Source organism: Enterococcus sp. DIV1096b, assembly GCF_050498765.1.
In the GTDB taxonomy this organism is placed as follows: Bacteria; Bacillota; Bacilli; order Lactobacillales; family Enterococcaceae; genus Enterococcus_D; species Enterococcus_D entomosocium.
This window is the reverse complement of the sequence record NZ_JBMHEK010000001.1, coordinates 3508792-3521450: the sequence shown is the minus strand read 5'-3', so window position 1 is coordinate 3521450 and position 12659 is coordinate 3508792. Positions and strand designations below refer to the sequence as shown.

Below are 12659 nucleotides of genomic sequence, written 5' to 3'. Positions count from 1 at the left end.
GAGAAAATATGCGTTATCCTATTATTATCACCCCCGATGAACGTCTTCGTCGGCAAGCAAAACCCGTCAAAGTAATTACCGATGAGCTCGTTCAGCTACTAGACGACCTTTATGAAACGATGGTCGCCCATGACGGGATCGGTATTGCCGCACCGCAAGTCGGCAAAAACCTGCAAGTGGCGATCGTGGAAGTCGAAGAAGACGATCGCTTTGAAATGATCAACCCTGAGATCATCGCTTCTTCTGGTGAATCCCTTGATGTGGAAGGCTGCTTGAGTATTCCCCACACCTTTGGGACCGTCAAACGAGCAGACGAGATCACTGTCCGCTATTTCGATCGAGAAGGAGAAGAAATGGAAGTGGAAGCATTCGGCTACTTGGCGCGTGCGATGCAGCATGAGATCGATCATTTAAATGGCGTGCTGTTTGTCGACAAGCTCGTCGAGCGCATTCCTGAAGAAGACTTAGAAAAGTATATGGAGGAACATGAAAATGACTAAAATCGTCTTTATGGGTACCCCGGCGTTTTCCGTCCCAATTTTAGAAGGCTTGCTTGAAGCCGGCTATGAAGTGGCAGCAGTCGTGACCCAGCCGGATCGTCCCGTCGGTCGCAAAAAAACCATCACTCCGACACCCGTCAAAGAAGCGGCGTTGAAGCATGGCTTGTTGGTTTTACAACCAGAAAAAATCAGTGGGTCACCAGAAATGGAGCAAATTCAAGCTTTAGCACCTGATCTGCTGATCACGGCAGCTTTCGGCCAATTTTTACCTAGTGCTTTACTAGAAGTACCGAAGTATGGCGCTATCAACGTTCATGCGTCCCTACTACCGAAATATCGGGGCGGAGCACCTGTGCATTATGCCATCATGGAAGGCGAGCAAGAAACGGGTGTAACCATCATGGAAATGATCAAAAAAATGGATGCTGGCGGTATTTTTGCTCAAGCTCATTTGCCCATCACGGCCCAAGATGATGTGGGGACGATGTTTGATAAGTTGAGCCTATTAGGCAAAGACTTGCTGCTGGAAACTGTGCCGAAAATCTTGTCGGGAGAGCTGCAGCCTGTCCCGCAAGAAGAAGCAAAAGTCACCTTTTCACCAAATATCAGCCGTGAACAAGAAGCCATCGACTGGCAGAAAACGGCGGTGCAAATCGATGCCCAAGTCCGAGGCATGCGACCATGGCCGATCGCCTTTACGACACAAAATGGCAACCGCTGGAAACTTTGGCAAGTAACACCGCTGGAGCAAACGACGACAGCCGAACCAGGAACGATCATTGAACGGACGAAAAAAACGTTGCTGATCGCTTGTGGGGAAGGCACGGTATTGACTATCGATGAATTGCAGCCAGCTGGAAAAGGCCGACAAGACATTGCTGCATTCTTAAACGGCAGTGGACAACAGATTCAAAAAGGGGATCAGGTAGGTACCTATGAAGCGTAATCTTGGAGACATACAATATACAGTGCGTTTTGTGGCACTAGAAGCGTTGTTGCGAATCGAAAAAGGCGGTGCTTATTCCAATCTACTGCTGCGGGAATTGATGAATCAAGGGCGTTTAAATGACAAGGACGGTCGCTTACTGACTGAATTGGTGTACGGCACCATCAGTCGTCAGCTTTTATTGGATTATTATTTGGACCGGTTTATTAAAAATGCCCGCAAAGTCGACCCGTGGGTCAAAACGCTGCTGCGGCTTTCCTTGTATCAGATGCTGTATCTCGATAAAGTACCCGCCCATGCCATCATTCATGAAGCCGTGGATATTGCGAAAGCCAAAGGCAATCCGGGGACTGGTAAATTCGTCAATGGCGTGCTGCGCACGATCCAACGACAAGGAGTGCCAGACTTGGCATTGATTAAAGACCCAATGGAACGTTTAGCAACGGAAATCAGCCTGCCCTTATGGCTAACGAAGAAACTAGTCAAACAAATTGGGATCGAAGAAACCAGTGAGCTAGGCTATGCCCTATTTGAACCCAATCATGCCAGTGGTCGTATCGATCTGCAGCGCATCTCGCAAGCAGCAGCGATCGAACGGCTGCAAGAAGAAGGCATTGACGCACGACCAAGTGAGCTTTCCCCCTATGGGGTTGTGGCTGACAAAGGCTTTATGGCGGGCTCTTCCCTCTACAAAGAAGGCTTACTGACGATCCAAGATGAAAGTTCGATGCTGGTTGCCCCCGTTTTACAAGTAGCCCGGGACCATCAAGTATTGGATGCGTGCGCCGCACCAGGAGGCAAAACGACCCATATCGCTGCCTTCTTGTCTGCCGCAGAGGGCGGCAAAGTGACAGCACTGGATATCCATGCCCATAAAGTTAAGCTGATTCAGCAAAATGCCCAACGTTTAGGCGTAGAAGCAGTTGTGGAAACCCGCGTGATGGATGCCCGAGAGACGGCTCAAACCTTTGCCCCCGAACAATTTGATCGCATCTTAGTGGATGCCCCTTGTTCTGGATTAGGGTTGATGCGCCGTAAGCCGGACATCAAATACAGCAAGACGGAGGCCGATTTCCAACGCTTGCCGCGGATTCAGCGAGAGATTTTGGAAAGTGCCGCCCCAACCTTGAAAAAATCGGGTATAATGGTCTACAGCACATGTACGATTCTAGAGGAAGAAAATCAACAAGTCGTGGCAGCGTTTCTCGCTGACCATCCTGAATTTGAGCAAATGCCTCTTGCGGTAGGACCGCTGGCAGCCGAAGCTGTTCAAGAGGATATGTTGACGATCTATCCGCAAGATTTTATGACAGATGGCTTTTTTATCAGTTGTCTACGCAAAAAGTAACGAGGTGAAAGAAATTGGAGATTCGTTTTCAAACAGATGTCGGCAAACGTCGCAACACAAACCAAGATTTTGCAGCAACCTATGTAAATAAAGCCAATGTGACATTGGCCTTGCTTGCCGATGGCATGGGGGGCCACCGGGCCGGAGATGTCGCTAGCCGTCAAGCAGTCAGTGAGATCGGCACCGCTTGGGAACAGACAGAGCTGACAGACAGTGAAAAAACTGCCCAATGGCTGATCCAAAAAATCCAAGCAGAAAGCCAAGTGATTTTCCAAAAAGGACAAGAACAAGAAGAACTTAGCGGCATGGGCACCACGATCATTGCTGTGGCCTTATTAGGCGACCAGTTTACGATTGCCAATGTCGGGGACAGCCGTGCCTATCTTTTACGCAATCAAGTGCTGACCCAAATCACAGAGGACCATTCACTGGTCAATGAATTGGTGAAGTCAGGACAAATCACAGCAGAAATGGCCTTGAATCATCCTCGCAAAAACGTTTTGACCCGCTCGATCGGCATGCCAAGCGAAGTCGAAGTCGATGTGGCGATCCACTTTATTGCAGACGGGGATTATTTGCTGCTGTGTTCAGACGGATTGACCAACATGGTCTCAGATGAAGAGATCACAGCAACGATCCAAGAAACCCCTGTGCTGGAAGAAGCAGTGCAATCATTGATCGATCAAGCCAACGAACGCGGCGGTGTCGACAATATCACGGTATTATTGATTAAAGTTGGAGGAGAGCGCCCATGATCGAAATTGGGAAGAAGATAAACGGCCGATACAAAATCATCGGCAATATCGGCAGCGGCGGAATGGCAAATGTGTTTTTGGCGCATGACTTGATCTTAGACCGTGAAGTGGCAATCAAAGTGCTTCGTTTTGACTTCCAAAACGACCAAAGTGCGATTCGGCGCTTTCAACGAGAAGCATTGGCGGCGACTGAGCTGGTTCATCCCAACATCGTAACCGTTTATGATGTCGGCGAAGAAGACGGCATGCAGTTTTTGGTGATGGAATATGTCAAAGGGATGGATCTCAAGCGCTATATCCAAACGCACTATCCAGTACCTTATTTGCAGATCGTTGATATCATCCAACAAATCTTATCAGCGGTAGCGCTGGCCCATCAACACCGCATCATTCACCGGGACCTCAAGCCCCAGAATGTGCTGATCAATGAAGACGGCGTGGTGAAAATCACCGATTTTGGGATCGCGATCGCCCTATCAGAAACATCGATCACCCAAACCAACTCGATGCTAGGCTCGGTGCATTATCTTTCACCAGAACAAGCACGAGGCAGTATGGCGACCAATCAATCAGATATTTATGCGATTGGGATCATTCTCTATGAAATTTTAACCGGCAAAGTACCTTTTGATGGCGAATCAGCCGTAACGATCGCCTTGAAACATTTCCAAGATGAGATCCCTTCGATTCGGATCTATGACAAAAATGTTCCGCAATCGTTGGAAAACGTCGTATTGAAGGCAACCGCCAAAGAACCGGCGGATCGGTACAAAACTGCCGATGAAATGCGAGCGGATCTTGATACTGTATTGTCACCTGATCGACTCAATGAACTGAGATGGGAACCTCATGCCCTGATGGATGAAACGAGAGTGCTGACCCCTGTAGAAGCAGCCCAAGTTGAAACGCCGCCAGTGGAAGAACCCGTGGCAGAAACGGCTGCGGATCAAGCCGAAGAATCAGCGAAACCGAAAAAGAAAAAACGCAAACGCTGGCTGCTGCTGCCGGTCATTATGGTGATCGCACTGCTAGGCATAGGCAGTTACTTCCTATTCGGCGGTGGTCGGGGGGATGTAGCGATTCCTGAAGTCAACGGCCAGACAGAAGCGGCCGCCCGGGCCGAACTGGAAGCCGCTGGCTTACAAGTGGCAGACGAAGTAGAAGAAATCGAAGACGATGAAGTCGAAGCAGGCAATGTCGTCAAGACCGATCCGCCAGAAGGCAATGAAGTCAAAAAGAATTCCGTCGTGACCCTCTACATCAGTAGCGGAACCAAGAAAATCACCCTTGATGACTATGAAGGTCGCTCCTTTGATGATGTCAAAAAAGAGTTGATCGATTTGGGCTTTGATGAAGACAGAATCAAAGAAGAGCTAGAGTCGTCAGATGATGTCGATGAAGGGGATATTATCAGTCAATCACCAGCAGCAGGGCGGGAAGTTTCCCCAGCAGAAGACGAAATCACCTTTAAGGTCAGCTCCGGACCAGATAGCTTCGCAATGGACAACTATTATGGCATGACAGAGGCAGATGCACGAGCAGCATTGACTTCTCGTGGTGTCGACCGATCACAGATCGAAGTGAACTATCAATCTAGCAGTCAACCATCAGGCACGATCATCGCCCAAGCACCCGCAACAGGTGAAACGGTGGTGACTTCCCAAACGACCATCACTTTGACGGTCAGCAGTGGGCAGGAAATGGTCAATGTACCAAGAATCGTTGGGAAAAGCCAAGCCGATGCAGAAGCAGACTTGAATGAAGCGGGATTGGACTCAACTTTTGAGGAAGAGGACGGCTATAATGACTCGGTACCAGCTGGACATGTTGTCCGTGTCTCTCCAGGTGCCGGAACCTCCGTCGAAGTTGGCTCTACTGTAACGGTCACGATCTCTAGAGGACCTGAACCAGATGATTCGTCCTCATCGACGCCAAGCAGTAGTTCAGATGATTCCTCTGATTCAAGCGCTACGAGTGAAAGTAGCTCAGAAAGTGATTAGAAACTAGCTAAAACCAAATACTTTAACCAAGCAGCCTTCGGGGACCAAAGAATTCTCTTTTTGTTCCCCGTCCAGCTGCTTGTTTTTGTTTCTAAACCTTATAGTGAGGCACAGGTGTCTTTAAAATTTCCTTTAGTCCTGCCATTTGTGCAAGCGTACATCTTTCCAAGGATTCAAAAATTGGGTATAATGAAGGTCAGAATTAGTCAAGGGAGGGAATGAATTGAGTCATCACAATACTTCCGATTTGATTGAAGCGTATTTGAAGAAAATTCTTGAAGATAGTGAAACCATTGAGATTCGTCGCGCGGAAATGGCAAATTTGTTCAACTGCGTGCCCTCACAAATAAACTACGTGATCAATACCCGCTTCACCGTTCAAAGAGGCTATGCGGTTGAAAGCAAACGCGGCGGGGGCGGCTATATTCGGATTGAAAAAGTCAAAATCACGGACAGCCACCACTACTTAAAAGAAATGAATCAACTATTCGATGAAACCATCTCGGAAAAAGATGCGTATGCAATAATCCAGAAACTTTATGAGGAAGGAATCCTGTCCAAGCGAGAAGGCAACTTATTATTGACCGTCATCGCGAAAGCAGTTCTAGGACGTTCTCCTTATGAAAATAGAACACGAGCTGATTTGCTCCATGCAATTCTAGAACGATTAAGTTACGAAGACAGGAAGTGAAAGAGATGGATGAATTATTCACCCAACGCGCGAAAGCCGTTTTGGCTATCGCCCAAGAAGAAGCAAAATACTTTAAGCACCAAGCGGTAGGTTCTGAACATATTCTATTGGCACTGGTCATTGAACAAAACGGGATCGCCGGCAAAACGTTACGGGAAATGAATATCACAGAAAACGATATTCGTGAAGAAATCGAACATTTAACAGGGTACGGCACCGTTCGTCAATACCCAGAAAATGCCTATCTCGCGTATTCACCACGAGCAAAACATACATTTGCTTATGCAGGGGATGAAGCCAAGCGTTTAGGGGCACCGCAGATTGGTACCGAACATCTATTATTAGGCTTATTAAGAGACGAAGACATTTTGGCTTCACGAATCATGCTGAATCTCGGCTTGAGTCTCGCGAAAATGCGTCAGCTTTTGAAGAAAAAAATGGGCTTCAATGAAAGCAAAACCAACGGAAGTGCTGGTCGTCGTCGTCCAGCCCAAGCCAAAGCGCAGCAAGGAACACCAACCTTGGATTCCTTAGCCCGTGATTTGACCAAATTAGCCCGTGAAAAACGGTTGGATCCTGTTGTCGGTCGTGCCAAAGAAGTCAAACGCCTGATCCAGATCCTTAGCCGTCGGACCAAAAACAACCCTGTTCTCGTGGGGGAACCTGGTGTTGGGAAAACCGCGATCGCCGAAGGCTTAGCCCAAAAAATCATCAATGGGGAAGTCCCAGAAGACATGCAAAACAAGCGTTTGATGATGCTGGACATGGGGGCTTTAGTTGCCGGAACGAAATACCGGGGCGAATTTGAAGACCGAATGAAAAAAATCATTGATGAGATCTATCAAGATGGTCAAATCATCTTATTCATTGATGAATTGCATACACTGATTGGGGCCGGCGGAGCAGAAGGGGCGATTGATGCCTCGAATATTCTGAAACCAGCCTTAGCCCGTGGGGAATTGCAAACCATCGGTGCCACGACACTAGATGAGTACCAAAAATACATTGAAAAAGATTCTGCATTAGAACGCCGTTTTGCCCGGGTGCAAGTTGACGAACCGACACCAGAAGAAGCGGAAGAAATTTTACGGGGCTTGCGTCCTCGTTATGAAGAACATCATGGGGTGGAAATTTCTGATGATGCGTTACACGCCGCTGTGCAACTGTCCGTGCGTTACATCAATTCGCGCCAATTACCAGATAAAGCCATCGATTTGATGGATGAATCAGCTGCCAAAGTGCGTTTAGACAAAACCGATGAAAGTTCAGAATTGGCAGATCTGCAAAACGAGATCGCCAACTTGATCGAAGAAAAAGAAGCCGCTATTCGTCAGCAAGATTTTGAAGCAGCAGCTCGTTTACGGATCAAGGAAAAGAAATTGACCCAACAGCTGACGGAAGTAGCGTTTATGGAAGTCAAAGAAGCATCAGGCTATGCCGATAGTGTTACTGCAGAAGATGTTGCTACGGTCGTTTCCCAATGGACCGGCGTACCTTTGCAGCAGATGGAGAAAAAAGAAAGCGAACGCTTGTTGGATCTTGAAAAGATCTTGCATCAACGGGTAGTTGGCCAAGAAGAAGCAGTCAAGGCAGTCGCTCGTTCGATCCGCCGCGCCCGCAGTGGGTTGAAAGATCCGAACCGTCCAATTGGTTCCTTCATGTTCTTAGGCCCGACCGGTGTCGGGAAAACCGAGCTTGCCAAAGCCTTAGCAGAAGCGATGTTTGGTAGTGAAGATGCCTTGGTTCGTGTCGATATGTCCGAATTTATGGAAAAATACAGCACGAGCCGTTTGATCGGTTCACCGCCAGGCTATGTCGGCTACGATGAAGGTGGGCAATTGACGGAAAAAATCCGTTCAAAACCATACTCCGTCATCTTATTGGACGAGGTGGAAAAAGCCCATCCCGATGTCTTCAATATCCTCTTGCAAGTGCTAGATGATGGTCATTTGACGGATGCCAAAGGTCGGAAGGTCGATTTCCGCAACACGATTTTGATCATGACCTCTAATATCGGTGCCCAACAAATCCGCGAAGAAAAAAGCGTTGGGTTTAATGTCACTGATTTAACGAAAGATCACCAAGCGATGCAAAAACGGATCTTAGAAGAGCTGAAAAAAGCCTTCCGTCCAGAGTTCTTGAACCGTGTGGATGAAACAGTGGTCTTCCAATCCTTAGGTGAAGGGGAGATCCACGAGATCGTGAAGATCATGAGCAAAGCGATCATCAAACGATTAGGCAACCAAGACATCCAATTGAAGATCACGCCATCTGCCATTGATGTGATCGGTAAAGCTGGTTTTGATCCAGAATATGGGGCACGGCCGATTCGTCGGGCCTTGCAAAAAGAAGTCGAAGACCGTTTAAGTGAAGCACTCCTATCAGGACAAATTCATTTAGGTGACAAAGTGACGATCGGTGCTTCCAAAGGATCGATCACCCTCAATGTCAAAGAGGGACAAGCACGGGTCTTGCAACAAGTTTAAGTCGAGCCAATAACGGCAGTGGCGTTTCTATGGTCGAGCAATCGGCATCCATAGGAACGCCGCTTTTTTGTCATGCTATGTCTAGTAGTGATCAAGAAGTATCCACTGATTATGATTGATGATTCACAAAAAAATATCCTTCTAAATAGCTTTATGACAACGATTGATTAATGAGCAAAGCGCTATTCGTGAAAAAAAGAGTAACGAGACCTCTTGGAAAGAATCCTGCTGTGTGATACTATGAATGAGTTGAAAAAAGGAGGAGTATTATGGTTGAGATTATCGCCACGGTGGAATCGATCGAGCAAGCACAGCAGCTGTTCCCTTATGTTGATACATTGTTTTTTGGAGAAGAGACATTTGGGCTGCGCCTACCGGCCTCTTTTTCTCGTGAAGAGCAAATCAGACTGATCGACATGGCCCACGAAGCTGGAAAGAAAGTGACGATCGCGGTCAATGGCATCATGCACCCAGAAAAAATGAAGCTGATTCCAGAATACCTAGCATTTCTGAAGACCAATCAAGCCGATCAAATCGCTCTCGGAGATCCTGGGATCATTTACCGCATGAAGCAAAATCCAGAATGTGCCTTGCCATTTATCTATGCAGGGGAAACCTTAGTAACAAGCGCTCGTCAAATCAATTTTTGGGGACAAAAAGGGGCAAGGGCAGCCGTTTTAGCGCGAGAAGTTCCTTTCGAGGAAATGAAAATCATGGCCCCGCAACTAAATATTCCTGTGGAAGTATTGGTTTATGGTGCGACCTGCATTCACCAATCGAAGCGTCCGCTTTTACAAAATTATTATAACTATACCCAACAATCGGAAGGAAAGAACCACGACCGGGGGTTGTTTTTATCCGAACCGAAAAAAGAAGAAACCCACTATTCCATTTATGAAGATAGCCACGGTACGCACATTTTTGCCAATAACGACATTAATTTGCTGCTGCAGCTGGCGGAATTAGCCGAAACAGGCTTTCAAACCTGGAAGTTGGACGGAATCTATACACGAGGGGCAGCCTTTGTGGCAATTGCTAAACTGTTTGCCCAAGCCAAGACCCTTGTAGAAAGTGGGGAGTGGCAAGCAGAGCAAGCTGCTGTGCTCAGTGAACAAGTTGCCCAACTTCATCCGGCAGAACGTGGGTTAGACACTGGATTTTATGCCATCGATCCTGACGATATCAAGTAAGGAGCAAGAACAAATGACCGTTAAACAAGCATTGAAACGACCAGAAGTGTTAGCACCAGCTGGTACGTTAGAAAAATTAAAAACAGCGATCCACTATGGCGCTGACGCTGTCTATATAGGCGGCAATGCCTATGGCCTACGGAGTCGCGCGGGAAACTTTACCTATGAAGAAATGGCGGAAGGGGTAGCTTTTGCCAAAGCCCACAACGCAAAAGTTTATGTAGCAGCCAACATGGTGACTCATGAGGGCAATCAAGAAGGTGCAGGGGAGTTCTTTCGGGAATTGCGAGATGTCGGTATTTCGGCCGTGATTGTTTCTGATCCAGCTTTGATCCAGATCTGCGCAACAGAAGCGCCGGGTCTACCGATCCATTTGTCCACCCAAGCCAGTGCCACGAACTATGAAACGTTGGAATTTTGGCGAGAAGAAGGCCTAGAACGGGTAGTCCTCGCCCGGGAAGTGTCGATGGAGGAAGTCGCTGAAATCCGCAAAAATACCAGCGTGGAGATCGAAGCCTTTATTCATGGCGCCATGTGTATTTCGTATTCTGGCCGTTGTACTTTGTCCAATCATATGTCGATGCGAGACGCTAATCGCGGCGGCTGTTCGCAATCTTGCCGCTGGAAATATGATCTGTTTGACATGCCCTTTGCAACGGAACGAAACAGTTTGACCAAGAATGGGACAGTGGAAGAAGAATTCTCCATGAGTGCCGTGGATATGTCGATGATCGAACATATCCCTGATCTGATTGAAAACGGCGTGGATAGTTTCAAAATCGAAGGCCGCATGAAATCGATCCACTATGTTTCAACCGTGGCGAACGTTTATAAAGCAGCCGTGGACAGTTACATGGCCGATCCAGAGAACTATGTCTGCAAACAAGAATGGATCGATGAACTGTGGAAAGTTGCGCAGCGCGAGCTTGCGTCAGGCTTTTACTATGATACCCCGAGTGAAAATGAGCAGTTGTTTGGTCCACGTCGGAAAATTCCACAATACAAGTTTATTGGGGAAGTCATGGCATATGATCCGGCAACGAAAACAGCTACGATCCGGCAACGGAACCACTTTTCCGTCGGCGATGAAATCGAATTTTACGGTCCCGGATTCCATCACTTTCACCAAACCGTCGAAGTCATGTATAATGAAGACGGTGAATCCATCGATCGTGCACCAAATCCTATGATGCTGCTGACGATGCCGGTCAAAGAACCGGTGGAAGTCGGAGACATGATTCGGAAGAAAAAATAAGGTCGAGAGTTTCTCTCGGCTTTTTTTGTTGAATCAATCCAGCCAAAAAGGATCGATGAGAACATAGACAATCTTAAGGAGGAAACAACAAATATGGAAACATACGACTACATAGTAATTGGCGGCGGCAGCGGCGGGATCGCCTCAGCCAATCGAGCAGGAATGCACGGCGCCAAAGTATTATTGATCGAAGGCAATGAATTAGGCGGCACCTGTGTCAATGTCGGCTGTGTGCCGAAAAAAGTTATGTGGCAAGCCAGTGAGATGTTAGAAATGATCAAGCGGGACGCAACTAGCTACGGCATTTATCCACATGTGGATAAATTTAATTTTACTGAGCTTGTGGATAACCGTGAAAAATACATTGATTTTTTACACACAGCCTATCAAAAAGGCTTAGACAGTAACAATGTAGAAGTTATCCACGGTTATGCACAGTTTGTGGATAACCACACGGTTACCGTCAATGGGGAAAACTACCATGCAGCAAACATTTTGATTGCCACCGGTGGAAAACCTAGCGCGATGAATATTTCCGGCGGTGAGTACGCCATTGACTCGAATGGTTTTTTTGCGTTGCGAGAAGCACCAAAGCGTATGGTCGTCTTAGGGGCAGGCTACATCGCAGCCGAAATCAGCGGGGTCAGCCAACAGCTGGGCAGCCAAGTGGCTTGGGCGTACCGCAAAGAGCGGCCATTACGAACCTTTGACAAGATGCTTGCGGATAATCTCGTGGAGATGTACCAAGAATCAGGAATCGAAACTTATGCAGGCTACGTTGCCTCTCGTATCATTAAAGAAGGTGACGAGTATCTCGTTCACTTTGAAAATGGCGAAACCTTGACCGGCGATTGCGTCCTTTTTGCTGGTGGTCGCGTGCCGAATACGGATAAGTTAGGTCTGGAAAACACCGATGTCCAATTGGATGAAAAAGGGTTTATCATTGTGGACAAATATCAAAATACCACAGCTGACTCGATTTTTGCAGTGGGCGATGTCATTGGAAAATTAGATTTAACCCCGGTTGCGATCGCCGCCGGTCGTCGCTTGTCTGAACGCTTGTTCAACGGTCAAAGCGATGCGTACTTGGATTATCACTTAGTGCCGACGGTCATCTTTACGCATCCACCGATTGCCACGATTGGTTTATCCGAAGAAGCAGCCTTGGCAAAATACGGCCAAGAGCAGATAAAGGTGTATCGTTCGCGCTTTACACCGATGTACTTTGCTTTAAATGAGTATCGCCAAAAATGTGAGATGAAATTGGTGTGCTTAGGAGAAGAAGAAAAAATCATCGGTCTGCACGGCATCGGGATCGGTGTCGATGAAATGCTGCAAGGCTTCGCTGTAGCCATCAAAATGGGTGCTACAAAAGCAGACTTTGATCAAACCGTTGCCATTCATCCGACGGGGTCAGAAGAATTTGTGACGATGCGCTAACTAATAAATAGAAGAAAAAACGAGCAGGGAAAACGAATTGATCGTTCT

At 47.4% G+C, this 12659-nt stretch carries 10 protein-coding genes; all 10 read left to right on the top strand.

Translation table 11 applies throughout. From position 1 onward, the window contains the following. The first annotated feature begins 8 nt into the window (after positions 1-8). The 10 genes from def to gor all read left to right on the top strand — a co-directional run bounded on the left by def (position 9) and on the right by gor (position 12611). A complete protein-coding gene (gene def / locus IGJ17_RS16495; protein WP_005230314.1) occupies positions 9-500 on the top strand; it encodes a peptide deformylase in 492 nt (163 codons plus the stop codon). Next, the gene (fmt, locus tag IGJ17_RS16490; protein ID WP_429961614.1) at positions 493-1446 is read left to right on the top strand and encodes a methionyl-tRNA formyltransferase; all 954 of its coding nucleotides are present in this window, start codon (positions 493-495) and stop codon (positions 1444-1446) included. Before def ends, fmt begins: the two co-directional genes overlap by 8 nt. Further along, positions 1436-2794 (top strand): 16S rRNA (cytosine(967)-C(5))-methyltransferase RsmB, encoded by a 1359-nt coding sequence (gene rsmB / locus IGJ17_RS16485; RefSeq protein WP_086332808.1) that lies wholly within the window; start codon positions 1436-1438, stop codon positions 2792-2794. The genes fmt and rsmB overlap by 11 nt, the downstream gene beginning before the upstream one ends. A 14-nt stretch (positions 2795-2808) precedes the next feature. After that, positions 2809-3549: a Stp1/IreP family PP2C-type Ser/Thr phosphatase gene (locus IGJ17_RS16480; protein ID WP_005230317.1), complete on the top strand. Its 741-nt coding sequence runs from the start codon at positions 2809-2811 to the stop codon at positions 3547-3549. Then, entirely contained in the window at positions 3546-5549 is a 2004-nt protein-coding gene (pknB, locus tag IGJ17_RS16475) for a Stk1 family PASTA domain-containing Ser/Thr kinase (protein ID WP_429961613.1), read from the top strand. Before IGJ17_RS16480 ends, pknB begins: the two co-directional genes overlap by 4 nt. A gap of 223 nt (positions 5550-5772) precedes the next feature. Further along, positions 5773-6240 carry a CtsR family transcriptional regulator gene (locus tag IGJ17_RS16470; protein WP_005230319.1) on the top strand — a complete coding sequence of 156 codons (468 nt, stop codon included), beginning with the start codon at positions 5773-5775 and terminating at the stop codon, positions 6238-6240. Positions 6241-6245: 5 nt separating this feature from the next. Next, positions 6246-8726 (top strand): ATP-dependent Clp protease ATP-binding subunit, encoded by a 2481-nt coding sequence (locus IGJ17_RS16465; protein ID WP_008381720.1) that lies wholly within the window; start codon positions 6246-6248, stop codon positions 8724-8726. Between the two features lie 269 nt (positions 8727-8995). Next, positions 8996-9916, top strand: coding sequence for a peptidase U32 family protein (locus tag IGJ17_RS16460; RefSeq protein WP_142437280.1), 921 nt, complete (start codon positions 8996-8998; stop codon positions 9914-9916). A 13-nt stretch (positions 9917-9929) separates the two neighbouring features. Beyond that, positions 9930-11171 (top strand): peptidase U32 family protein, encoded by a 1242-nt coding sequence (locus IGJ17_RS16455; protein WP_008381725.1) that lies wholly within the window; start codon positions 9930-9932, stop codon positions 11169-11171. A gap of 93 nt (positions 11172-11264) precedes the next feature. Further along, positions 11265-12611, top strand: coding sequence for a glutathione-disulfide reductase (gor, locus tag IGJ17_RS16450; protein ID WP_142437279.1), 1347 nt, complete (start codon positions 11265-11267; stop codon positions 12609-12611). The last annotated feature ends 48 nt before the right edge of the window (positions 12612-12659 follow it).

Bases quoted from the DNA above. Each gene is read 5' to 3' on its own strand.
- def (WP_005230314.1), top strand. From the start codon at position 9: ATGCGTTATCCTATTATTATCACCCCCGATGAACGTCTTCGTCGGCAA.
- fmt (WP_429961614.1), top strand. From the start codon at position 493: ATGACTAAAATCGTCTTTATGGGTACCCCGGCGTTTTCCGTCCCAATT.
- rsmB (WP_086332808.1), top strand. From the start codon at position 1,436: ATGAAGCGTAATCTTGGAGACATACAATATACAGTGCGTTTTGTGGCA.
- pknB (WP_429961613.1), top strand. From the start codon at position 3,546: ATGATCGAAATTGGGAAGAAGATAAACGGCCGATACAAAATCATCGGC.
- IGJ17_RS16465 (WP_008381720.1), top strand. From the start codon at position 6,246: ATGGATGAATTATTCACCCAACGCGCGAAAGCCGTTTTGGCTATCGCC.
- IGJ17_RS16460 (WP_142437280.1), top strand. From the start codon at position 8,996: ATGGTTGAGATTATCGCCACGGTGGAATCGATCGAGCAAGCACAGCAG.
- IGJ17_RS16455 (WP_008381725.1), top strand. From the start codon at position 9,930: ATGACCGTTAAACAAGCATTGAAACGACCAGAAGTGTTAGCACCAGCT.
- gor (WP_142437279.1), top strand. From the start codon at position 11,265: ATGGAAACATACGACTACATAGTAATTGGCGGCGGCAGCGGCGGGATC.